Here is a 20541-nt window from a genome sequence, read left to right on the forward strand (position 1 = left end):
CCGATGAGCACCCTTCCCGAAACGGGCGCCACGCCCCTCGCCCCCCGCACCCGGCGCGACCCGCTCGCCCGGCTGCGCCGCCTCGGCGGCAGCCGGCTCCAGCGGACCTGCCTCGCGCTCCTCGTCCTGTTCGTGCTCATCGCACTGCTCGGACCCTGGATCGCCCCGTACGACCCCACCTTCGGACAGCTCGGCGACACCCTCCTGGGGCCCAGCACCCAGCACTGGCTGGGCACCGACCAGGGCGGCCACGACACCCTCTCGGCGCTGCTCGTCGGCACCCGCACCAGCCTGGCCGGACCGCTCGCGGTCGTCCTGTTCTCCACCGTCCTCGGCGTCGCCGTCGGCCTGTTCACCGCCTGGCGCGGAGGCTGGATCGACACCGCCGTCGGCCGGGTCCTCGACGTCCTGTTCGCCTTCCCCGCGCTGCTCCTCGCGATCCTCGCGGTGGCCCTGTTCGGCAAGGGGATGACGGCTCCGGTGATCGCCATGGCCATCGCCTACATGCCGTACACCGCACGCCTCGTACGAGGCCTGGCCGTCCGGGAGAAATCCCGGCCCTACATCGCCGCCTACCAGGTGCAGGGCCACTCGCCCCTGTACGTGACCGTCCGCAGGCTGCTGCCCAACATCGCCCCGACGCTGCTCGCCCAGTCGACGGTGAACTTCGGCTACGCCCTGCTCGACCTCGCCGCCCTCTCCTTCCTGGGGCTCGGCGTACAGCCGCCCACCCCCGACTGGGGAGCCATGATCAACCAGGGTCAGGCGGCCGTCCTGCAAGGGCAGCCGCTCTCCGCGATCGCGCCGGCCGTGGCCGTCGTCCTCGTCGTGGTCGCCTTCAACGTCGTCGGGGAAGACCTCGGCGACCGGCTCGCGGGGAGGGACTCCCGATGACACTGCTCGCCTACGAAGCCCTGCGCGTCACCCTCCCCGCGATGGCCCGCCCCCTCCTCGACGGCGTCAGCCTCACCGTCGCGGCCGGCGAGGTCGTCGCCCTGGTCGGCGAATCCGGCTCCGGCAAGTCCGTCACCGCCCGCGCCGCCCTCGGCCTGTTCCCCCAGGGCGCCGAGATCGGCGGCCGGGTCCGGGTGGAGGGGACCGACCTGGTACGCGCCACCCCCGCGGGCCTGCGCGAGGTGCGTACGAACAAGGCCGCGATGATCTACCAGGACCCCCGGGCCGCCATCAACCCGGTGCGCCGGGTCGGGGACTTCCTCACCGAACCGCTGCGCCTGGTGCACGGCTGGTCCAAGGCCCGGGCGAACGTCAGGGCCGCCGAACTGCTCGACGCGGTCGGCCTGCCCGACCCCGTCCGCCACCTCAACCAATTCCCGCACGAGCTCTCCGGAGGCATGCTCCAGCGCGTCGTGATCGCCGCGGCCCTCACCGCCGAGCCGAAGCTCCTGCTCTGCGACGAACCGACCACCGCGCTCGACGTCAGCACCCAGGCCGAGATCCTGGCCGTGCTCGGCCGGCTCCAGCGCGAACGCGGCCTCGGACTCCTCCTCATCACCCACGACATCGAACTCGCCGCCTCCGTCAGCGACCGGATCTACGTCATGTACGCGGGCCGGATCGTCGAAACCGCGCCCGTGGCGGAACTCTTCTCCTCCCCGCGCCACCCCTACACCGCGGGCCTGCTCGGCTCCTCTCCACCCCTCGAAGGCCCCCTCGACCGCCTCACCCCCATCCCCGGGGCGCCGATGGGCCTGCTGGAGTCGGCGCCCGGCTGTGCCTTCGCACCCCGCTGCCGGTTCGCCGAACCGGGCCGCTGCGACCAGTCCCCGCCGCGACTCCTGCGGCACGGACCGGCCGAGGTCGCCTGCCACCGCGCCGCCGAGCTCGCGCCCGAGCTCGGGCCCGATCCCGCAACCGAGCTCGCGCCCAAGGAGGACCGTTGAAGACCGAGTCGCACGAGGACACCGCCCCGGAGCTCCTCCGGGTGACCGGGCTGCGCAAGACCTACCGGACCGGCGGGACGGAGGTCGTCGCCGTCGAGGACCTGTCGTTCTCCGTCCGGGCCGGCGGGGCGCTCGGCATCGTGGGGGAATCCGGTTCGGGCAAGACCACCACCGCCCGGATGCTGATCGGCCTGGAACGCCCCGACGCGGGCGAGATCCTGGTCCAGGGCCGGCCGCTGGCGGCCTCCGTACGGGGGAGGCCGGCCCGGCTGGCCCGCGCCAAGGCGGTCCAGATCGTCTTCCAGGACCCCTATCTCTCCCTCGACGCGCGACTGAGCATCGGCGAGACGGTCGACGGAGTCCTCAGGCTGCACGGAATGTCCGACCGGACGGCCCGGACCGCACGGGTACGGGAACTGCTGGCCCAGGTCGGCCTCGGCGACCGCGAGGCGGCCGCCCTGCCCCGCCGGCTCTCCGGCGGGCAGCGCCAGCGCGCCGCGATCGCCAGGGCCCTGGCCGTGGAACCCGCAGTCCTGGTGCTCGACGAAGCGGTGTCCGCCCTGGACGTCTCCGTCCAGGCACAGGTGCTCAACCTGCTGTCCGACATCCGGCGCGACACCGGGATCGGCCTGGTCTTCGTCAGCCACGACCTGGCCGTCGTCCGCTACGTCTGCGACGAGGCGCTCGTCATGTACCGCGGCCGCACGATGGAACACCGGCCGGTCGACGAGCTCCTCACCGACCCCCGCCACCCCTACACCCGCCTCCTGCTGGCCTCCGTACCCCGTCCGGGCTGGGACCCCGACTCGATCAGCCGGCGCCGCCGCGAGCTGGACCCGCTGACGGCGGCTACGGCGGGGGCCGCCGGGGCGTGATGCCGGGGCGGGGTCCAGCGCGTAGGCCAGGGCCCCGCACGGATCCGCCCCGGCGGGTCCGTGCGGCGGCAGATCGACCGGAACCTCCCGGCAGCCGGGCGATCATGGCCGGATCCGCCCTGGCGCCCCCGGAACGCATGGCGGAAGATCCCTCAGCGGGCACTTCCCGTGGCTTACGATCGCCGCGGACGGTCCCGTTCCGTGATCGCCGCTCGCCCCGCACTCGTGGAGGTCAACCGTGTTCCGGACGGCCAGAGGAAACCGCAAGCGCCCCGCAGGCCCCCGAATCCGCATGGTCGCCGCGGCCGCGGCGGCGGGCGCGTTCCTCGTCGCGGGATGCTCCTCGGGCGATGACGGCCCGAGCGAGGCGGCCGGCGGGGTGCCCGTCGTGGAGAAGGGCAAACTGACGACCTGCACCCACCTGCCCTATCCGCCGTTCCAGTTCGAGAAGGACGGCAAGGTCGTCGGTTTCGACGTGGCCCTGGTCGACCTGGTGGCGAGCCGGCTCAAGGTGGAGCAGAAGATCCTCGACACGCCCTTCGAGAACTTCAAGACCGGCGCCTTCCTGAACTCCGGCGAATGCGACCTCGCGGCCGCCGGTATGACGATCACCGACGAGCGGAAGAAGAACGTCGACTTCTCCGTCCCCTACTTCGACGCCACGCAGGCGCTGCTCGCCACCAAGAAGAGCGGCGTCACCTCGCTCGCCGACCTCAAGGCGAAGTCGAAGAAGCTGGGCGCCCAGGCCGAGACCACCGGTGAGAGCTACGCCAAGGCCCAGGGCTTCGACCCCGTCGCCTTCGAGAGCTCGGACGCGGTCATCAACGGACTGCGCACCGGCCAGGTGGACGCGGTCGTCATCGACTACCCCGTGGTCCAGGGCTGGCTCAAGGACCCCAAGAACGCAGCCGAGTTCACCCTCGGACAGAACATCGAGACCGGCGAGCAGTACGGCTTCTCGGTGAAGAAGGGCAACACCGCCCTCGTGGCCGCGATCGACAAGGCGATCACCGACGCCAAGGCCGACGGCACCTACAAGAAGCTCTACGAGCAGTGGATCGGCCCGCTGCCCCAGACCACCCCGTGACCTCCCGGCTGACCCGGCGCCAGCGCCGCCGGGTCTCGCAGGGACTGCAGTACGCGCTCTTCGTCGCGGTACTGGTGCTGATCGCCGTCACCGCGGACTGGGGGAGACTGCAGAACCAGTTCGCCCAGAAAGACCTGGCGCTGCGGCTCTTCCCGGAGATCATCACCACGGCCCTGCGCAACACGGTCATCTACACGACGTCCGGGTTCCTCCTCGGCCTGGTCCTCGGCCTCGTCATCGCGATGATGAGGCTGTCCTCCGTGGCCCCGTACCGGTGGGTCGCGAGCGTCTACATCGAGCTGTTCCGGGGGCTCCCGGCCCTGCTGATCTTCATCTTCGTGGGCGTGGCGGTGCCCCTGGCCTTCCCCGGTACGGAAATCCCCGGCGGCACGTACGGCAAGGTCGCGATCGGGCTGGGACTCGTGGCCGCCGCCTACATGGCGGAAACGATTCGGGCCGGCATCCAGGCCGTGCCCAAGGGGCAGATGGAAGCCGCCCGCTCGCTGGGCTTCTCGCACGCGCGCGCCATGGTCTCCATCGTCATCCCACAGGCCTTCCGCATCGTCATCCCGCCCCTCACCAACGAACTCGTCCTGCTGTTCAAGGACTCCTCGCTCGTGCTGTTCCTCGGTGTGACGCTCTCGGAGCGCGAACTGACGAAATTCGGGCGGGACCTCGCCAGCCAGACCGCCAACTCCACCCCGATCCTGGTCGCGGGCCTGTGCTACCTCCTGGTGACCGTGCCACTGAGCTTCGTGGTGCGCCGCCTGGAGGCCCGCGCGGACAAGGCCGTGTGAGGAAGACATGCCACAGGAGGCCCCAGCGGTGGACACGACGGCCACGGACGGCCCGGAGATCGAAATCAGGGGGCTGCACAAGTCCTTCGGCGCCCACCACGTCCTGCGCGGCATCGACCTCGACATCGCCCGCGGCGAGGTGGTGTGCGTCATCGGCCCCTCCGGCTCGGGGAAATCGACGCTGCTGCGCTGCGTGAACCTGCTCGAAGAGCCCAGCGAGGGACGGGTCTTCGTCGGCGGCACCGAAGTCACCGACCCGGACGTCGACATCGACGCCGTACGCCGCCGGATCGGGATGGTCTTCCAGCAGTTCAACCTCTTCCCGCACCTGAGCGTGCGCGACAACCTCGCCCTGCCCCAGCGCCGCGTCCTGGGCCGGGGCAGGGCCGAGGCCGAGGCCGTGGCCGAGAAGAACCTCGCCCGTGTCGGCCTCTCCGACAAGTCCGGTGCGTACCCCGCCCAGTTGTCCGGCGGCCAGCAGCAGCGGGTGGCGATCGCCCGGGCCCTGTCGATGGGGCCGGAGGTGATGCTCTTCGACGAGCCGACCTCCGCGCTGGACCCCGAACTCGTCGGCGAGGTGCTGGCGGTGATGCGGGTCCTGGCGGGCGAGGGCATGACGATGATGGTCGTCACCCACGAGATGAGCTTCGCCCGCGAGGTCGCGGACCGGGTCGTGTTCATGGACGGCGGAGTCGTCGTCGAGCACGGGCCGGCGGCCCAGGTGGTGGGGGCTCCCCGCGAGGAGCGGACCAGGGAGTTCCTCAACCGGATCCTGGACCCGGCGGCGACCGAGGCACCCGGGGACCCCGGGGCTCCCGGCGAAGGCCGGCCACAGGGCGGGGACGCCTGATCGCTGCGCGCACCTGATCACGTCGGCCCCCGGCCGGGCCCACCTGCGCCGCCGAGTTGATCATGGGGCAGGATGGCACCCCGTTCCGTATGCGCACGCGTGCGCGAACGCGCCCCCACGCACGACGAACTGACAGGTGACAAGGTGACCACACCCACACCCACACCCCTCATCCGGCGGCCCGCAGGACATGCCGCCGCCGCCCCGGTCCGGCGAGTGACGGAGGGCGTCCGTTGACCCGGGACCTCGTCCTGCACGACTGGCTGATAGCCGGCCTGGCCCTGGCCGCGGGCGGGCTCGCCGGACTGCTCCTGCGCGCCCTCGTGCGGTGGCTGGCCAAGCACGCCCTCAGGACCCGCTGGAGCGGCGACGACATCATCGTCGACGCGCTGCGCGCGCTCGCACCGGCGGCGGCCGTCATCGCGGGCGCCGCCGTGGCCGCCTCGACACTGCCCCTGAGCCCGCGCGTCTCCGGGTGGGTGAACCAGTCGCTGACCGCGCTGCTGATCCTCGTGGCCACCGTCGGCGCGGCCCGCGTCGTGGCCGGCCTCGTCCAGTCCGTGGCTCAGGCGCGGACGGGAGTGGCCGGATCGGCCACCATATTCGTGAACATCACGCGCGTCCTGGTGCTGGCGATGGGTCTGCTCGTCGCCCTCGAAACCGTGGGCGTGTCCATCGCGCCCCTGCTCACCGCGCTCGGCGTGGGTGGCCTCGCGGTCGCCCTGGCGCTGCAGGACACCCTCGCCAACCTCTTCGCGGGCGTCCACATCCTCGCCTCGAAGACGGTGCAGCCCGGTGACTACATCCGGCTGACGAGCGGCGAGGAGGGGTACGTCGTCGACATCAACTGGCGCAACACCGTGGTCCGCAACCTGTCGAACAACCTGGTGATCATCCCCAACGGGCGGCTCGCGCGCACCAACATGACCAACTTCACCCAGCCCGAGCAGCAGTTGTCGATCATGGTCCAGGTGGGTGTGGGCTACGAGAGCGACCTGGAGCACGTGGAGCGGGTGACCCTGGAGGTGGTCGACGGGGTGATGGCGGACATCAACGGCGCCGTCCCCGACCACGAAGGGGCCGTACGCTTCCACACCTTCGCGGACTCCCGGATCAACTTCACGGCGATCCTCGGCGTCGGCGAGTTCAGTGACCAGTACCGGATCAAGCACGAGTTCATCAAGCGGCTGCACAGCCGGTTCCGGGCGGAGGGCATCTCGATCCCCGCCCCCACGCGGACGGTGGCGCTGCACCAGGAGGACCTGCGCTCCGAACCGCTCGCGGGGGTCCCGCTGGTCTCCCCGGTGTCGCCGGTCCCGCAGCAGCGCGAGGCGCCGCCGGTGGCGGCCCTGGCGGAAGGTGTGCGGTAGCGGGGGACACCGGCGGACGGGGGCGGGGAGGCGGGTCATAAGCTGACGGGCCCGGGGCCCGCGCCCCGTCGTCTCCCGCACCGCGCAGTCCATCGAAAGGACCTGTCATGAGTGAGAAGGCCCGCAAGCTCTTCGACGCGCTCGACCTGAACAGCGACGGGGTGCTGACCCGGGTCGAGGTGATCACGGCCTTGCGCAGCAAGGGCCCCACCCTCGCCGCCCAGGGCGATCTGCCCTTCTGGGCCGTGGGCGACGTCGACACCTCATCGGCCCTCTTCGACCGGGCGAACGCGGACGGCGACGACGTGCTGACCTTCGATGAGTTCGAGCGCGAGGTCGACCGCCGCTTCGGCTGGTAGCCCCGGGCGGGCCCCGGACCGGGGCGGTCCAGGGCCCGCCCGGCGTCCACTCAGGCGCGGATCCCGTCGCAGGCGATCCGCAGGTGCCGGGGCCCGCGCAGCACCGCGTTCTGCCGGTAGGGCGGCGGATCCTCCAGCAGCCGGGGGTTCTCCAGCCGCCGGGCCAGCTCGGTCAGCGCCAGCTGGGCCTCCAGCCGTGCCAGCGGGGCGCCGAAGCAGCTGTGGATACCGCTGCCCAGCCCCAGGTGCTGGATGTCCTTGCGGTACGGGTCGAAGCGGTCCGGGTTCTCGAAGCGATTCGGGTCACGATTGCCGGAGGCCAGGATCAGCCACATCGAGGAACCTTTGGGAATGGTGATCCCGCCGACCTCGATGTCCACCAACGGCGTGCGCTGCGGCAGCAGTTGTACCGGCGGCTCGAACCGGAGCAGTTCCTCCACGAGCGGCACGGCGAGCCCCGGTTCCCGCCGCAGGTTCGCCAGCACGTCCGGATTGCGCAGCAAGGTCAGCATCCCGTTGGTGATCAGATTGACCGTGGTCTCGTGGCCGGCGATCAGCAGCAGGGCCGCCGTGCTCAGCAGCTCCATCGTGGACATGGACTCGTCCGGCCCGTGTCCCACGGCCAGTTGGGAGAGCATGTCCTCGCCGGGATCCTTGCGGCGCTGCTCGATCAGCCCGGCCAGGTACATGCCCAGCTCCATGCGGGAGTCGTGGGTCTCGCGCTGCCGCTCGGCCGGATCGGCGTCCGGATCGGGGTCCAGGCTCGCGGCGAGGGTGTCGGCCCAGACGTGGAACTTGGGCTCGTCCTCGTGCGGTACGCCGAGCAGCTGGCAGATCATCGTCACCGGGAACGGGTACGCGAACTGGTCGACCAGGTCGATGTCCTCCGTGTCCCCGAGGTTGTCGATGAGACCGGAGACGATGTCCTTCAGCCCGCCGCGCATCCCGTCCACGCGGCGCGGGGAGTGCGGCGGCCCGAAGGGCCGGTTGGTCATCCTGCGCAGCCGGTCGTGCTCCGGCGGGTCGAGCTTCAGGAAGCTCGGCGGCAGCGCCGTCTCCTCCGCCTCCCCGCCCTCGGCCAGCGGGTCCCCGGCCGTGGCGGCCAGGTTGCGGGCGTCGGAGCTGAGCCGCGGATCGTGCAGCAGGCTCTGGATGTCGTAGTACGTGCTGATGACGTAGGGGCCGGTGCCGTCGTGGAAGACGGGGGTCTTGCGCAGCTCCTCGTACAGCGGGTACGGGTTCGCGCGGCTGGAATAGTCCAGGATCTGGCTCAGGATGCCGTGGGCCATGGGGGTCCTCCGGGAACGTGCGGGTCAGTGCCCGGCGGGGGTGAAGGTGGCGATCCGGCGGTCGGCCGGCGAGTACCCGCTGAGGGTGATGGTCGGGCCGTGCGTGGGCACGGAGGGGTCGGGGAAGTCGGCCGGGATCGGCCGCTGCCCGTCGGGCCGGCGGTCCACCGTGGTGAACGGGGGCGGGAACGGCGCCGTGCTCTCGATCTGCTTCTCGTAGAACTGCAGCCAGCGCCCGTTGTCGAAGGTGACGGCGCCGATGACCCGGCCCTGGTAGCCGTAGACCCCGGTGAACCGGCGCTCGGACCTGGAGCCCTGGGTGATCATGATCTCGGTGCCCATGGAGGGCACGCCGACGGACTTGATGTTCACCCCGAACTGGGAGGACCAGAAGGCCGGCACCCACAGGTGCGGGCGGCGGTCCGTGCTCTCGCTCATCATGTTGTGGGCGGCGGTCTCGGCCTGCGCCACGGCGTTGCCCCAGTGCTCCAGGGACAGGAACTGGTACCCGAACAGCGCGTGCGGGGAGCGGGCCACGTCGCCCGCCACGTAGATGTCGTCGGTGACGATCCCGCGCAGGTCGAAGGCCCGGCAGCCCGCGTCGCAGGCGATGCCGCGCGGACCCGCGCCGAGCCCGGAGCCGGTCAGCCACTCGGTGTTGCGCTGGGCGCCGAGCGAGACGACCACCACGTCGCACTCCAGCGTGGTGCCGTCGGAGAGGTGCGCGGCGCGCACCCGTCCGGTGGAGTCGCCCTCCAGGGCGGTCACCGAGATCCCGGTCCGCAGGTCCACGCCGTTCTCCCGGTGGAGTTCGGCGGCCACGGCCCCGATCACCCCGCCCAGGGCGCCGACCAGGGGGCCGTTGCCGCGTTCGGCGACGGTCACCTCCAGCCCGCGTTCGCGGCACGCCGAGGCGATCTCGGAGCCGGTGAACCCGGCGCCGATGATCAGGACCCGGCGCGGTCCGGCAGCCAGGGCGCGGGCCAGGCCCGCCCCGTCCTCGCGGGTGCGCAGGGTGAAGACCCCGGCGAGCTCGGCTTCGGCCTCGTTCGGCCAGGGCCGGGCGCGGACCCCGGTGGCGATCAGGAGCCGGTCGTACGGGACCTCCTCGCCGTCGGCGAGCTTCACCGTACGGGCCGCCATGTCGAGCCCGGTGGCCGCGGCGCCTAGGCGCCATTCGGCGTCGATGTCCCGCCGCCGGGGGAGCAGGGTGCGCTCGGCGTCGGCCTTGCCCAGCAGCACCTGCTTGGACAGGGGCGGCCGGTCGTACGGCTCGTGGGGCTCGTCGCCGATCAGGGTCAGCGAGCCGGCGAAGCCCTTCTCCCGGATGACCTCGGCGGCCCGCAGGCCGGCCAGCGAGGCGCCTACGACCACGATCCGGCCGGAGCGCTTGAGCTGGTCCAGGGCGGTGTCAGCCATCGGAGGCCTCCCCTCCGGCGCCGGAGCGGGCGGTGGCGGTGGCGGCCAGGTCCATTTCGTCGACGAGGATCGCCTGCACGGGGCAGGCGGCCACGGCCTGGGCCACGCGCTCGCGCTGGGCGTCCTCGGCCTGCGGATCGTAGAGCAGCCCTTCGTCCCCGTGCATAGCGAAGACGTCGGGGGCGAGGAAGGCGCACTGCGCGTATCCCTGGCACCGGTTGAGATCGACGACGAGCCTCAGCAAGGTGTGGTCCTTTCGGTGCCCCCCTGGGCTTCCCGGACCAGCGTGCGCGCGCAGCCGACGCGGGGCCCGTCCGAGGAGGCCGTTGGAGTGAGGTCCCGGCGCCGTCAGGCAGCGGGCCCGGGGGCCCGGCCGGGGCGGCCCCGGCCCGACCGCAGGATGTACAGGCTCACGAGCAGGGCCCAGGCCGGGAAGACCAGCTCGGACCAGGGCAGGGAGGAGCCCGCCACCAGCAGCACCAGGCCTGCGAGGTACCCGGTCAGCGCCAGCGGGCGCGGGAAGACACCGAGCCGGCGGCCGATCGTGGAGGTCGCGAACACGAACACGGCGGCCATCCGCATCCCGTACGTGGTCAGCAGCGTGTAGGCGAAGTGGCGGCCGAACTCCTGGGGCTGATCGGCGTCCAGCACGGTCCCCGCGGCCGCGGCGGCGCCGAAGAGGCAGGCGACGAAGACCAGCCCGCTGCCCAGGAAGACGGTGGACACGAACCGGTCCTCGGCTTCGCCGGAGTGCTCCCGCAGGGCGCCCATGAACCACAGGAAGGCGATGCCCGCGAAGGGGACGAGCTCCAGCGCGGTGGTCACCGCGTCCCGCTGCCCCGAGGTGACCTCGATCTCGGCCGCGCCGCCTCCCTCGGGCAGGCCGATCCGGGCCAGCACGATCGCCGCCGCCATGAGGACGGCGAAGAGGACCCCCGCGAGCCCCGCCGCCCTGGGGGTGCTCAGGCTCTGTACCGGGGTCGTCCCCGGTGCTTCTGGTCTCATGCGTCCAGCAAGCCCGGGGTGCGGCCGCGGTGCCAGCGGGGCCGGGCGCCCGGGTGACAGCGGCGGCCGGGAGGAGCCCGCGCGAGGCGAATGTAAGAAATTGTTGACACGAGGTATGGATCCTTTTACCTTCGTGATGTCAAAGTTCTTTTACACGGGAGCGGGTGCGGGCATGGCCTTCGAAGAGAAGCGTTCATGGATCATGGGGGTGGTCGCGGTCATCGGGTACGCGGTCTACCTGGCGCTCGTGCTGGGCCGGTCCGGCGAGGGGATCCCGCTCACGGAAGTCCCGTACGTCACTCCGCTGCTCTGGACGGTCGGCGGCGCCATCGGGGCCGCGATCCTCCTCAACATCGCGATGGCGGTGGCCAAGCCCGGCGAGGCCGACGTCAAGGACCAGCGGGACAAGGAGATCGGCCTCCTCGGCGAGCACGCCGGGCAGTCCTTCATCGCCATCGGCGCCGTGACCGCGCTGATCCTCTCGATGGCCGGAGCGGACCGCTTCTGGATCTCGAACGCCCTCTACCTGGGCTTCGTCCTCTCGGCGGTGCTCGGCTCGCTCGTCAAGCTCGCCGCCTACCGCGTGGGGTTCCAGTCGTGGTGAAGCCGACCGGCATCACGAACCGGATCAGGATCCTGCGCTTCGAGGCCGCGGAGATGACCCAGGCGGAGCTGGCCGAGCGCATCGGCGTGACCCGCCAGACCGTCATCGCCATCGAGAAGGGCCGCTACTCGCCCTCGCTGGAGACGGCCTTCAGGATCGCCCGCGTCTTCGCGGTGCCACTCGAACAAGTATTTCAATACGGGGATCGGGAAGGGATGGCGCCGTGAAGGCGATCGTGCAGGACGCGTACGGCTCCAGTGAAGTGCTGGAGCTCAGGGACATCGAAGCGCCGAGACCGGGCAAGGGGGAGGTGCTCGTAGCGGTCCGGGCCGCCGCCCTGGACGCGGGGGTCTGGCACCTCATGAGCGGCAAGCCCTACCTGCTGCGGCTCCTCGGATACGGGCTGCGCGCGCCGAAGGTTCCCGTACGCGGCCGGGAGGTCTCCGGACGGATCGAAGCGGTCGGCGAGGGGGTGACCCGCTTCGGGGTGGGCGACGAGGTGTTCGGCATCTGTGAAGGCTCCTTCGCGCAGTACGCGACGGCCCGGCAGGACAAGCTGGCGCGCAGGCCCCCGGGGCTGCCCCTGGCCGAGGCGGCCGCCCTCCCGATCTCCGGACTCACCGCCCTCCAGGCGCTGCGCGACGCGGGGCGCGTACGGCCGGGACAGCGGGTCCTGGTCATCGGTGCCGCGGGCGGGGTCGGCACCTTCGCGGTACAGCTGGCCAAGGCGTACGGGGCGCACGTCACCGGAGTGTGCAGCACCACGAAGACGGAGCTGGTGCGCGGGCTCGGCGCGGACGAGGTCATCGACTACACCCGCGAGGAGTTCGCGGACGGCGTGCGCCGCTACGACCTCATCCTGGACATGGCGGGAAACCGCTCCCTGGCCCGCCTCCGCCGCGCCCTGACCCCGCGCGGAACGCTCGTGATCGTCGGCGGCGAGGGCGGCGGCCCCTGGCTGGGCGGCATGGGCCGGGTCCTGTGGGCGGCGCTGCTGAACCCCTTCGTGCGCCACGGCCTGAAGGGCTTCATCTCCGCCGAACGTCAGGCCGACCTGGAGGTCCTGCGGGGGTACGTCGAGGACGGCACCCTCTCCCCGGCCGTCCACCTCACCTGCCGGCTCGCCGAGGCTCCCGAGGCCATCGACCGGCTCCACCGGGGCGAAGCGCGCGGAAAGATCCTGATCACCCCGTAGGCGTGGGCGCCGTTCCGGTGCCGGAGGGGGTGGTGGCGGCGGTCGTACCGGGCGCGGTGGGCGTGCCGGACGCTGCGCTCGCGCCGGGCGCAGCGGGCGCCGCGGGCGTCGTAGGCGCTGCGGGCGTCGTGGGCGCTGCGGGCGCTGCGGGCGCCGCGGGGGTCACCGGGGTCCCGGGGGAGCCGGACGGGGTCCCGGGGGAGCCCGACGGGGTCGTGCCCGGCGTGGCCGTGGGGGATTCCGGGGCGCAGACGATCTCGTCGCGCGGGGTGTAGTGCGTACGGAAGGTCTCGCGGCCGACCTCGTGGCCGCCCCGGACGAAAACGCGGTCCACCGAGACGTCGAACCCCTCCAGCGGGGTCTGCGGCTCACAGGTGGGGCCGGTGACGGTGCGCTTCACCGGCGGCGTGACGTGGGTGCGGGGGCCCGTGGTCGCGCGTACGTCGTCGTACTGCTTCGTTCCGAGCAGGGTGACGGTCACCGACTTGGGCGTGGACGAGGCCCGGACGGTCACGGGGTGCCCCGAGTCGTTCTGCCAGCGCAGGTCGAGCGTGCCCCAGGCGACGGTGGCCTCGCGGCCTTCCGGGTACCGCTCGATGTAGAAGGAGTGCGCCCCGTGTTCCACCGGCTTCAGGCCCGCGAAGAACATGGCGTTGTACATGGTCGTCGCGACCGCGGAGACCCCGCCGCCGGGGGATTTCACGTAACGGCCGTCGTTGATCATGATGCCGTCGACGAAGCCGTTCTCCTTGGTCCGCTCGCCCACCGCCTGGTTGAAGCTCCAGATGTCACCGGGCTCGACGACGGCCCCGTCGATCAGCTCCACGGCGCGCGCGATGTTGTGGGTGCGGTACGGCGCGGCGGGATAGGCGACGGTGAAGGTGGAGAGGACCTGCTGCCCGACGGCTGGCGGGGCGGTCGCGGGTGCGGTCGCCGTGGGCTCGGCGGTCCGGTCGGGGGCGGGCGTGCCCGCTGCGGCCGCTGGGCCGGCGGTGAGGCCGCCCAGACCGAGCACGGCGGCCGTACCGGCCGATATCAGGGCGATCCGCGTGGTGGCGGTACGGCCGTGGGCGCGTCGCATGTCTCTCCCTGTCGCTTCGGAAACCGAACTACACAAGTTTGGTCTAAATCGGACCAAAAGGGTGAGAAATGTGCCGGGTCTCACGAAATGGATGCCTACAGGACCGAGCGGATCCGCCTGACCAGCAGCGATCCCACCAGGGCCAGTGCTCCCGCCAGCGCGTACAGGGCCGTGTACCCGCCGAGGTGGGTGACGACCGGGGCCGCGATCACGGGGGCCAGCACCTGCGGCAGCGCGTTGGCGATGTTGATGACGCCCAGGTCCTTGCCCCGGTCCTCGGCGGCCGGCAGCACGTCCGTGAGCAGGGCGAAGTCCACCGCCGTGTACACGCCGAAGCCGAGGCCCAGGACGAGCGAGGCGACGACCGCTCCGGTCCAGGTCTGCCAGACGGCGAGCAGCAGCGTGGCCGCGGCGATGACGAGCCCCGACCGGATGACGTAGGACTTCCGGCGACCGCTGCGGTCGGACCGGATGCCGCTGATCACCACGGTGGAGAGCAGGGTGAGGGCGTTGAGCGCCGTGAGGATCAGGACGCCGGTGTCCGCGTCGCCGCGGTAGCGCACGGCGTCGGTGAGGTAGTAGAGCAGGTACATCGTGCTGATCGAGTACGAGAGGTTCATCAGGAAGCGGGTCAGCCAGGCCCAGCCGAAGTCCGGATGGCGGCGCGGGTCGATCCAGAACCCGGTCAGGAAGCCGCGCCACCGGAAGACCGGCCGGTCGGCGGGGGCGAGCACCGAGTCCCGCCGCATCAGGACGTACGGCACCGCCGCGAGCACCGAGAAAGCCGCGCAGGCCAGGTAGCCGGCGGTGATCCCGCCCGCGACCGTGGCCAGCGCCGTGCCCACCAGGATCCCGATCACCTGGGAGACGCCGAGCCAGCCGCCCACCAGCCCGCGCTGCCGGGCCGGGACCTGGTCGGGGACGGCCGCGGTGAGTGCGGCGAAGGCGGCGTTGAGGGCGAGCTGCACCAGGCACCAGCCGGCGATCACCACCGTCAGGCTCTGCGCGAGCCCGAGGACCACCAGGCCGGCCGCCCCGCCCGTCACCCCGGCGACCACCCAGGGGATGCGGCGGCCCGCGCGCGCCGTCGTACGGTCGGACAGCGCTCCGAAGACGGGGTTGGCGACCATCGAGACGGCCGCTCCCAGTCCCGTCACCAGGGCGAGGGTGGACGCCTTGTGGTCCGGAGTGAGCTGCTCGGCCTGGCGGGCCAGCAGCAGCTGGAGCGGGCCGAACCAGCCGACCCACACCCCGAGGTTGGCGAGGGACAGCGCGCTCACCCACCGCCCGCCCGGCGGCGTGGCGCTCTCCTTCGCGGCGGCGGCCTTCGGACCGGCGGTCACCTGCCGCTCTTGATCAGGTCGCGGTACCAGGCGTACGACTCCTTGGGGGTCCGGGCGAGGGTCTCGTAATCGACGTGGACCAGGCCGAACCGCTGCCGGTAGCCCTCCGCCCATTCGAAGTTGTCGAGGATCGACCAGATGAAGTAGCCGCGGACGTCGGCCCCTTCGGCGATCGCCTCGTGCAGGGCGCGCACGTGGCCCTCGTGGTAGGAGATCCTGCGCGCGTCCTCGATCCGGCCCGTGCCCGGGTCCGGTCCGTCCCCGTACGAGCAGCCGTTCTCCGTGATGTACAGCGGCGGCAGCCGGTCGCCGTAGCGCTCGCGCAGGGTGGCGAGCAGTTCGCGCAGGCCGTCCGGGACCACCGGCCAGTCGAAGTCGGTGCGCTCGTACCCCTCGATCTCCCGGAAGCCGAAGGGGAGGCCGGAGGGGATCTCGATCCCGCCGAAGGCGGAGGCGGCGGCCGGGGTGGGGGCGCCGACGAGCATCGGGTTGTAGTAGTTGACCCCGTACCAGTCCAGCGGCGCCGAGATCGCCTTGAGGTCATCGGCCACCGGTCCGGGCAGCAGGGACTCCAGGCCGTCCGGGTAGGAGCCGGTCAGGATCGGGTCCGCGAAGAGGCGGTTGGTCAGGGTGTCGTACAACGCGGCGGCGGCCCGGTCCTCCTCGCTCTCGCCCGCGGCCCACACCGGGCTGTGCGAGGCGGCTATGCCGATGTGGCGGGCACCGGCCGCGCGCAGGGCCTGTACGCCCAGACCGTGGGCCAGGAGCTGGTGGTGGGCGGCGGGCAGGGCGTCGAAGACGAGCTGCTTGCCCGGGGCGTGTTCGCCGAGGCCGTAGCCGAGGAGGGTCACCTCGGCGGGCTCGTTGATGGTGATCCACATGGGCACGCGGTCGGCGAGCCGCTCCGCGACCACCGAGGCGTACGCCGCGAACCGGTCGGCCGTGTCGCGCTCCAGCCAGCCTCCCCGCTCCTCCAGGGCGAGCGGGGTGTCCCAGTGGAAGAGGGTGGGCACCGGATCGATCCCGGCGGCGCACAACTCGTCGACGAGCCGGTCGTAGAAGTCCAGCCCGGCCCGGTTGACGGCCCCGTGGCCCTCGGGCAGGACCCGGGACCAGGAGACGGAGAACCGGTAGGCGTCCACGCCCAGACCGCCCATCAGGGCCACGTCCTCGCGGTAGCGGCGGTAGTGGTCGGTGGCCACCTCCGCGTGCGAGCCGTCCTTGACGCGGCCCTCCTCCCGGGTGAAGGCGTCCCAGGAGGAGGGCCCCCGGCCGTCGGCGGTCGGGGAGCCCTCGATCTGGAAGGCGGAGGCGGAGACCCCCCAGCGGAACCCGGGCGGGAAGCGGGGCGTGGGCGCCGCCGAAGGCGCGGGTGACGCGGGCGGCGGTACGGGCGCGGGCATGCGGACTCGCTTCGGTCGGGGACGTTCACGGCACTTTCGGGTCCCCGGACCCGCCCTGTCAATGGAAAGTGAACAATTCTCAACTTTTGCCGGAGCGTGCCGCGTCGAGCCGGGCCAGCTCCTGTGAGCCGTCCTTCTCCAGCTCCCCGGCGAGCTCCCGCGCCTCCACTGCTCCGCCCGAGGCGCGCTCACCCCCGCAGAGCACCAGGGACTGGGCGAGGTGGGCGCGCAGGGCGGCGGCGAAGACCCGGTCGAACTCCTCCCCCGAGAGCGCTCCCGCCCTGCGCAGGGTGTCGGCGGACACCATGCCCGGCATGTCGTGCCCCTCGTGCGGACGGGTGTCGGGCGCCCCGGACCGGGCCAGGAGCTCGCGCAGCCGCGTCAGTTCGTCCCGCTGCCGGTCCGCCGCCCGCCGCGCGAACCGGGCCAGCGCCGGATCCCCGGCCCGTCCCGGCGCCAGGTCCGTGAGCAGGCGGGCCCGCTCGTCCATGGGGATCATGAGCTGGATCCAGGCGATGTCGGTGGGGTTGAAGGCCGCCGCCCGCGGCGCCCCGGTCACCGGCTGCGCGGTGCAGCCGGTGACCAGGAGCACCACGAGCAGGGCCCACGCGGGCCGCCGGGTCAGAACGTACCGGCGGAGTTGCACTTGGCGCTCTGTACGACGCAGTCCTTCACGCGCTGCCCCAGGGCCGCGTCCTCCCAGGCGTTGAAGAAGTCGCCGTGGATGGAGGAGGCCATGCCCGAGGACAGCGAGAGTCCGTCCGGGCTCCCGCTGGTCGGATAGCCGATCACGAAGGAGACCGAGGAGATGGCCACGGGGTAGGCGCCGGAGCACTTGCCGCCGACGGTGGTGAAGGAGACGTGCGACTTGTGGTCGGGGCTGTCGAGGTGCTTGCCGTCCCAGCAGTCCGGGAAGACGAGCTGGTACACGAGCTTCGCCGTCGGTGCGCAGACCGGCCAGTTGCCGTCGGCGCTGCGGCCGGTCTCGCCGCCCTCGCCCGCGCACCAGAACTGGTTCACGGAGCCGGCCGGAGTGGGTACCTGGGACTTGGCGTTGCCCGCGATCATCCGGAACCCCTGCGGGAACGGCACCGTCGCGGAGGGGTCGGGCAGCCGGGAACCGTAGTAGACGATCATGCCCTCGGGCTCCACGGCCCGGCCGTGGTCGTAGAGGGTCGGAATCCAGTAGCTGGACAGGTCCTTGGCGGGGGAGCAGCTCGTCGCGGTGTGCGCAGCCAGGGACTCCGCCGTGCTGAAGGCGTCCGTGCTGCGGTTGCCGAAGAAACTGTGCATGTGGGACGCCCCCGGCAGGCCCGGAGCCACGATCGGGTCGTCGGGCTTCGAATGGCTGTAGACGCAGGTGGCGTTGAACTCCGGCACCCGGACGGTGCTCGCGGGCACCGGAGCCGGGGTCATCGCGCGGAACCCGGCCAGTTGGGCGTCCCACTTCGCCTGGTCGACCTTCACCCACCCCGGCGAGGAACCGGCCGCGAACGAGAACCAGTTGATGTTGACGAAGTCCCCGGCCCCGCCGCGCAGGACCGCGAAGACCGTTTGCGGGCCCGCCGGATGGGCGGCCACGTCGGCCGTGCGGGTCGACCAGCTCTGCCAGCCACCGGTGGCGGTGATCTCGAACTGAGCGAGCAGCGGGCCCGTCACGGACCCGGTGCGCAGCTCGACGGCGCCGGGTCCGCCGACCGCCGAGGCCACCCGGGCGGAGACGCTCAGCGGACCGGAGGCGCCCAGGTCGACGTTGTCGAAGCGCATCCAGTCGCCGTTGGCCAGGTACGCGGCGTTCTGGCCGCCGCCGGTGTCGCCGGTCGTTTCGAGCTGAACGCCGGACTGGGCCGCGTACGACTCGGCCTGGAGGAGCACGGTGTCCGCGGCCCGGGCCGGCGCGCTGGTCACCGTGGCGCCGAGGCTCGCGGCCAGGACGGTGGCCAGGGCGCCCGCGAGGAGGGCGTGGAGCGTGAACCGGGGTTTTCGCATGACGATTCCTTGCCTGCCGATGGGGTGGGGGAAGGGAGGAACGGAGGGAGGGGAAGGGGGCTGCCCGGCGGAGGGCCGGGCAGCCCCCTGCCGGTCACTGGTAGACGCGCACGTAGTCGACGAGCATCCGGGCCGGGAACGGCGTGCCGCCGTCCGTCGGACCGGGCCAGTCACCGCCCACCGCGAGGTTGAGGATCATGTACGAGGGGTGGTCGAAGACCCACGGCCCGCGGGTGCGCTCCACCTGCTCCTTGTCGAGGGTGAAGACGGTCCGCCCGTCCAGGCTGTAGACGATGCCCTTGCTGTTCCAGTCGGCGGCCCAGACGTGGTAGTCGTCGGAGAAGTCGGCGTCACCGGGCAGCTTGTACGGGCCGCCGATACCGCCGCCGCCGTTGTAGGCGGGGGCGTGGACGGTGGAGTACGAGGTCTTCACGTCCTTGCCGAGGACCTCCATGATGTCGATCTCGCCGTTGTACGGCCACGGCCGCCCGGTCAGGAAGTCGCCGCCCATCATCCAGAACGCCGGCCACAGCCCGTTGCCCTTGGGCACCTTGATCCGCGCCTCGACGCGCCCGTACGTGAACTGGAACGTGGCCCCGGTGTTCATCCGCGCCGAGGTGTACTGGCAGGTGGTGCTGCCGGTCAGCGGGTCGGGCGGGCAGCCCGTGCCGGGGGTGGCCTCCTTGCGGGCCTCCATGACGAGGTGGCCCGCACCGTCCGTCGCGGCGTTCCGGTGGTCGGTGTAGTACTGCAGCTCGCCGTTCTGCCCGGTGCCCGGATCCGCCCGCCACTTGGCCGGGTCGGGCTTGCCGGCCGCCGGACCGTCGAACTCGTCGCTCCACACCAGCCTCGGCGGGTTCGCGGGGTCCGGTGGGAGCGGCGGGGGAGTCACCGGTGCGCCGCCGGTGCCGTACACCTGGAACTCCCACAGGGAGTATCCGTACGGGGTCGCTCGCTCGGTGCCGTACATCCGCACGTACCGCCCGGAGCCCGAGACGGTCAGGGTCTGCTTGAAGCCCGTGCCCGCCGTCGTGGAGTAGACCGGGGTCCAGATGTTTCCGTCCGGCGAGACCTGGATCTGGAAGGACTTCGCGTAGGCCGGGTCCCACTGGAGGACCACCTTGCTGATCTGCGCGGGTGCGCCGAGGTCCACGGATATCCAGCCGGGATCGGTCCAGCCGGTGGTGGGGCTGGTCGCCCAGCGGGAGGCGGGGTCGCGGTCGAAGGCCCTGGCCGGGACGCACTCCCAGCAGTTCCCGTCGGCCTGCGAGGAGGAGGCCGCGCCCGTCCTGCCGTACGAGAGGAGCGCGTCACCGCCGCCGCCACCGGTGCCGGGGGTGCCGTAGACCTGGAACTCCCAGAGGGAGTAGCCGTATCCGGTGGCGCGCTGGGTCCCGTACATCCGGACGTAGCGGCCGGTTCCGGAGACGGTCAGGTTCTGGGTGCCGCCGGGGCCGGTGGTCGTGCCGTAGAGCGTGGTCCAGTTCGCGGCGTCGTCCGAGACCTGGATCTGGAAGGCCTTGGCGTACGCGGCCTCCCAGACGAGGGAGACCCGGCTGATCGTGGCCGCGGACCCCAGGTCCACCTGGATCCACTGCGGGTCCGCGAAGGCGCTGGACCAGCGGGTGCCGCCGTTCCCGTCGACGGCGCTCGCGGGGCTGTAGCCGGGCTCGCTGCCGGAGACGGTGACGGACCGGCCCTGCGACAGCAGGGATTCGGCGGCTCGGGCGGGGGAGGCGGGGAGGGTGCTGAAGGTGAGCAGGGTGAACGCGACGGCGAAGAGTAAGCCGAGGCGGCGCAGCGACGGAGGCACGGCGGCTCCTGGAAACGAGAGGCCAACGAGGGGGGGAGGGGGGAGGGGGGAGGGGGGAGGCAGGGGGAGGGGGGGGCGGCGAAGAGGAGCGGGGGAGCGCTCCCTGAGGGGTGAGGATGGGGCGGCCCCTCAGGACTGTCAAGGTGTCCCGTCATGAGCCG

21 protein-coding genes are annotated in these 20541 nt (G+C 72.1%); 11 read left to right on the plus strand and 10 right to left on the minus strand.

Features of this window, described 5'->3' with window-relative positions; translation table 11 throughout:
* The first annotated feature begins 3 nt into the window (after positions 1–3).
* The 8 genes from ACIQV3_RS02135 (at position 4) to ACIQV3_RS02170 (ending at position 7239) form a co-directional block, all read left to right on the plus strand.
* On the plus strand, positions 4–894 hold the full coding sequence (locus ACIQV3_RS02135) for an ABC transporter permease (RefSeq protein ID WP_403708809.1): 891 nt from the start codon (positions 4–6) through the stop codon (positions 892–894).
* Positions 891–1901: an ABC transporter ATP-binding protein gene (locus ACIQV3_RS02140; protein WP_403708811.1), complete on the plus strand. Its 1011-nt coding sequence runs from the start codon at positions 891–893 to the stop codon at positions 1899–1901. The genes ACIQV3_RS02135 and ACIQV3_RS02140 overlap by 4 nt, the downstream gene beginning before the upstream one ends.
* A complete protein-coding gene (locus ACIQV3_RS02145) occupies positions 1898–2776 on the plus strand; it encodes an ABC transporter ATP-binding protein (RefSeq protein WP_403708813.1) in 879 nt (292 codons plus the stop codon). Before ACIQV3_RS02140 ends, ACIQV3_RS02145 begins: the two co-directional genes overlap by 4 nt.
* Before the next feature lie 292 nt (positions 2777–3068).
* Positions 3069–3863 carry an ABC transporter substrate-binding protein gene (locus tag ACIQV3_RS02150; protein ID WP_403709148.1) on the plus strand — a complete coding sequence of 265 codons (795 nt, stop codon included), beginning with the start codon at positions 3069–3071 and terminating at the stop codon, positions 3861–3863.
* The gene (locus ACIQV3_RS02155; protein WP_403708815.1) at positions 3830–4660 is read left to right on the plus strand and encodes an amino acid ABC transporter permease; all 831 of its coding nucleotides are present in this window, start codon (positions 3830–3832) and stop codon (positions 4658–4660) included. The genes ACIQV3_RS02150 and ACIQV3_RS02155 overlap by 34 nt, the downstream gene beginning before the upstream one ends.
* A gap of 7 nt (positions 4661–4667) precedes the next feature.
* The gene (locus ACIQV3_RS02160) at positions 4668–5510 is read left to right on the plus strand and encodes an amino acid ABC transporter ATP-binding protein (RefSeq protein ID WP_403708817.1); all 843 of its coding nucleotides are present in this window, start codon (positions 4668–4670) and stop codon (positions 5508–5510) included.
* Positions 5511–5743: 233 nt separating this feature from the next.
* A complete protein-coding gene (locus ACIQV3_RS02165; RefSeq protein WP_403708819.1) occupies positions 5744–6880 on the plus strand; it encodes a mechanosensitive ion channel family protein in 1137 nt (378 codons plus the stop codon).
* Between the two features lie 107 nt (positions 6881–6987).
* The gene (locus tag ACIQV3_RS02170) at positions 6988–7239 is read left to right on the plus strand and encodes an EF-hand domain-containing protein (RefSeq protein ID WP_403708821.1); all 252 of its coding nucleotides are present in this window, start codon (positions 6988–6990) and stop codon (positions 7237–7239) included.
* Between the two features lie 50 nt (positions 7240–7289).
* Here the strand turns inward: ACIQV3_RS02170 and ACIQV3_RS02175 are convergent, their stop codons facing one another.
* From ACIQV3_RS02175 to ACIQV3_RS02190, 4 genes are all read right to left on the minus strand, one after another.
* Positions 7290–8528, minus strand: a complete 1239-nt coding sequence (locus tag ACIQV3_RS02175) for a cytochrome P450 (RefSeq protein WP_403708823.1) — start codon at positions 8526–8528, stop codon at positions 7290–7292.
* Between the two features lie 24 nt (positions 8529–8552).
* The gene (locus ACIQV3_RS02180; protein ID WP_403708825.1) at positions 8553–9947 is read right to left on the minus strand and encodes an NAD(P)/FAD-dependent oxidoreductase; all 1395 of its coding nucleotides are present in this window, start codon (positions 9945–9947) and stop codon (positions 8553–8555) included.
* Positions 9940–10188, minus strand: coding sequence for a ferredoxin (locus ACIQV3_RS02185; RefSeq protein WP_403709150.1), 249 nt, complete (start codon positions 10186–10188; stop codon positions 9940–9942). The genes ACIQV3_RS02180 and ACIQV3_RS02185 overlap by 8 nt, the downstream gene beginning before the upstream one ends.
* Before the next feature lie 107 nt (positions 10189–10295).
* Positions 10296–10952 (minus strand): hypothetical protein, encoded by a 657-nt coding sequence (locus ACIQV3_RS02190; RefSeq protein WP_403708827.1) that lies wholly within the window; start codon positions 10950–10952, stop codon positions 10296–10298.
* 136 nt (positions 10953–11088) lie between these two features.
* Here ACIQV3_RS02190 and ACIQV3_RS02195 point away from each other — a divergent pair, with 136 nt between their 5' ends.
* Genes ACIQV3_RS02195 through ACIQV3_RS02205 form a run of 3 tightly spaced genes read left to right on the plus strand, consistent with a single transcriptional unit; the run spans position 11089 to position 12751 of the window.
* Positions 11089–11556 carry a hypothetical protein gene (locus ACIQV3_RS02195; protein WP_403708829.1) on the plus strand — a complete coding sequence of 156 codons (468 nt, stop codon included), beginning with the start codon at positions 11089–11091 and terminating at the stop codon, positions 11554–11556.
* A gap of 53 nt (positions 11557–11609) precedes the next feature.
* The gene (locus ACIQV3_RS02200) at positions 11610–11783 is read left to right on the plus strand and encodes a helix-turn-helix transcriptional regulator (protein ID WP_403709152.1); all 174 of its coding nucleotides are present in this window, start codon (positions 11610–11612) and stop codon (positions 11781–11783) included.
* A complete protein-coding gene (locus ACIQV3_RS02205; RefSeq protein WP_403708831.1) occupies positions 11780–12751 on the plus strand; it encodes an NAD(P)-dependent alcohol dehydrogenase in 972 nt (323 codons plus the stop codon). The genes ACIQV3_RS02200 and ACIQV3_RS02205 overlap by 4 nt, the downstream gene beginning before the upstream one ends.
* On the opposite strand, the gene ACIQV3_RS02210 is transcribed toward ACIQV3_RS02205, so the two are convergent.
* From ACIQV3_RS02210 to ACIQV3_RS02235, 6 genes are all read right to left on the minus strand, one after another.
* Entirely contained in the window at positions 12741–13832 is a 1092-nt protein-coding gene (locus tag ACIQV3_RS02210; protein WP_403708833.1) for a VanW family protein, read from the minus strand. The genes ACIQV3_RS02205 and ACIQV3_RS02210 overlap by 11 nt on opposite strands.
* A gap of 95 nt (positions 13833–13927) precedes the next feature.
* A complete protein-coding gene (locus ACIQV3_RS02215; protein ID WP_403708835.1) occupies positions 13928–15175 on the minus strand; it encodes an MFS transporter in 1248 nt (415 codons plus the stop codon).
* Positions 15172–16578, minus strand: a complete 1407-nt coding sequence (locus ACIQV3_RS02220; RefSeq protein WP_403708837.1) for a GH1 family beta-glucosidase — start codon at positions 16576–16578, stop codon at positions 15172–15174. The genes ACIQV3_RS02215 and ACIQV3_RS02220 overlap by 4 nt, the downstream gene beginning before the upstream one ends.
* Positions 16579–16657: 79 nt before the next feature.
* Positions 16658–17224: a DUF305 domain-containing protein gene (locus tag ACIQV3_RS02225; RefSeq protein ID WP_403708839.1), complete on the minus strand. Its 567-nt coding sequence runs from the start codon at positions 17222–17224 to the stop codon at positions 16658–16660.
* Positions 17200–18567 carry a DUF1996 domain-containing protein gene (locus tag ACIQV3_RS02230; RefSeq protein WP_403708841.1) on the minus strand — a complete coding sequence of 456 codons (1368 nt, stop codon included), beginning with the start codon at positions 18565–18567 and terminating at the stop codon, positions 17200–17202. The genes ACIQV3_RS02225 and ACIQV3_RS02230 overlap by 25 nt, the downstream gene beginning before the upstream one ends.
* A gap of 94 nt (positions 18568–18661) precedes the next feature.
* Positions 18662–20380: a discoidin domain-containing protein gene (locus ACIQV3_RS02235; protein ID WP_403708843.1), complete on the minus strand. Its 1719-nt coding sequence runs from the start codon at positions 20378–20380 to the stop codon at positions 18662–18664.
* Positions 20381–20541 lie beyond the last annotated feature (161 nt).

The sequence above is a fragment of the Streptomyces sp. NPDC099050 genome, from assembly GCF_044759865.1.
Classification (GTDB): Bacteria; Actinomycetota; Actinomycetes; order Streptomycetales; family Streptomycetaceae; genus Streptomyces.

Coding starts and splice junctions, on each gene's coding strand:
- ACIQV3_RS02135 (WP_403708809.1), top strand. CDS start 4: ATGAGCACCCTTCCCGAAACGGGCGCCACGCCCCTCGCCCCCCGCACC.
- ACIQV3_RS02140 (WP_403708811.1), top strand. CDS start 891: ATGACACTGCTCGCCTACGAAGCCCTGCGCGTCACCCTCCCCGCGATG.
- ACIQV3_RS02150 (WP_403709148.1), top strand. CDS start 3,069: ATGGTCGCCGCGGCCGCGGCGGCGGGCGCGTTCCTCGTCGCGGGATGC.
- ACIQV3_RS02160 (WP_403708817.1), top strand. CDS start 4,668: ATGCCACAGGAGGCCCCAGCGGTGGACACGACGGCCACGGACGGCCCG.
- ACIQV3_RS02170 (WP_403708821.1), top strand. CDS start 6,988: ATGAGTGAGAAGGCCCGCAAGCTCTTCGACGCGCTCGACCTGAACAGC.
- ACIQV3_RS02175 (WP_403708823.1), bottom strand. CDS start 8,528: ATGGCCCACGGCATCCTGAGCCAGATCCTGGACTATTCCAGCCGCGCG.
- ACIQV3_RS02180 (WP_403708825.1), bottom strand. CDS start 9,947: ATGGCTGACACCGCCCTGGACCAGCTCAAGCGCTCCGGCCGGATCGTG.
- ACIQV3_RS02190 (WP_403708827.1), bottom strand. CDS start 10,952: ATGAGACCAGAAGCACCGGGGACGACCCCGGTACAGAGCCTGAGCACC.
- ACIQV3_RS02195 (WP_403708829.1), top strand. CDS start 11,089: ATGTCAAAGTTCTTTTACACGGGAGCGGGTGCGGGCATGGCCTTCGAA.
- ACIQV3_RS02200 (WP_403709152.1), top strand. CDS start 11,610: ATGACCCAGGCGGAGCTGGCCGAGCGCATCGGCGTGACCCGCCAGACC.
- ACIQV3_RS02210 (WP_403708833.1), bottom strand. CDS start 13,832: ATGCGACGCGCCCACGGCCGTACCGCCACCACGCGGATCGCCCTGATA.
- ACIQV3_RS02220 (WP_403708837.1), bottom strand. CDS start 16,578: ATGCCCGCGCCCGTACCGCCGCCCGCGTCACCCGCGCCTTCGGCGGCG.
- ACIQV3_RS02230 (WP_403708841.1), bottom strand. CDS start 18,567: ATGCGAAAACCCCGGTTCACGCTCCACGCCCTCCTCGCGGGCGCCCTG.